At 60.6% G+C, this 1,143-nt stretch carries 1 protein-coding gene; it reads left to right on the top strand.

Annotated features, from left to right (window positions below):
- The first annotated feature begins 48 nt into the window (after positions 1 to 48).
- Positions 49 to 1,143, top strand: coding sequence for an IS630 family transposase (locus NOF53_RS27430; protein WP_255974816.1), 1,095 nt, complete (start codon positions 49 to 51; stop codon positions 1,141 to 1,143).

The raw sequence follows: 1,143 nt of genomic DNA, 5'->3' as shown, positions 1-1,143 counted from the left end.
CTAGTGTCGTACGCCATAAATTCGTGCTCTAGCTTGATATTCTGAGGCATGCCTCGAACCGGACGCCCGAAGGCTGAGTTGATGTTGACCGATAGCGAACGCGAACAACTCGTTCGATGGTCGCGGCGAGCGAAAACCCCACAATCGTTGGCGCTGAGGTCGCGGATCGTATTGGCCTGCGCGGAGCCGGGGATGACAAACAAGCAAGTTGCGGCAGACCTAGGGATATCCGCCAACACGGTCAACAAATGGCGCGGGCGCTTCGTCGACCGACGCCTCGACGGCTTGGTCGACGAACCTCGACCGGGTCGTCCGCCCTCGATCTTGCTGGACCGGGTCGAAGACGTGGTTACCGCGACACTGGAAACCGCCCCGGCCAATGCGACGCACTGGTCGCGTACCTCGATGGCCAAGCGCACCGGCCTGTCACCGTCGACGATCGGCCGGATCTGGCGCAAGTTCGAACTCAAACCGCATCTGACCGACGGTTTCAAGCTTTCCACGGATCCGCAGTTCGTGGACAAGGTAGTCGATGTTGTTGGCCTTTACCATAATCCGCCCGAGCGTGCCGTCGTCCTGTGCGTGGACGAGAAGAGTCAGATGCAGGCCTTGAACCGTTCCCAGCCGGTGCTGCCAATGATGCCCGGCATGCCGGAACGGCGCAGTCATGACTACGCCCGCAGCGGCGTCACCAGCCTGTTCGCGGCGTTCAACATCGCCGACGGCACGGTGATCTCCGAGCTTCATCGACGTCACCGGGCCGTGGAGTTCAAGAAGTTCCTCACCGCGATCGACAAGGCCGTCCCCGACGAGTTGGACGTGCATCTCGTCTGCGACAACCTGGCCACCCACAAGACGCCGGCAGTGGGCGACTGGTTGGCCAAGCACCCACGTTTTCACGTCCACTTCACCCCGACCGGGTCCTCCTGGATCAATCAGGTCGAGCGATGGTTCGCATTCCTGACCGATCAGCTGCTCCGCCGTGGTGTACACAAAAGCGTTGCAGCACTGGAGAAAGACGTTCGCAACTGGATCAAGACCTGGAACGACGACCCGAAGCCGTTCGTCTGGCACAAGACCGCCGAGGAGATCCTCGATTCCCTGGCCAAATATATCGCACGAATTTCTGACGCGGGACACTAG

This window comes from Rhodococcus tibetensis, assembly GCF_024438035.1.
Taxonomy (GTDB): domain Bacteria; phylum Actinomycetota; class Actinomycetes; order Mycobacteriales; family Mycobacteriaceae; genus Rhodococcus_F; species Rhodococcus_F tibetensis.
Note: the sequence above shows the minus strand (reverse complement) of the source record. Positions and strands in the feature narration are given on the sequence as shown.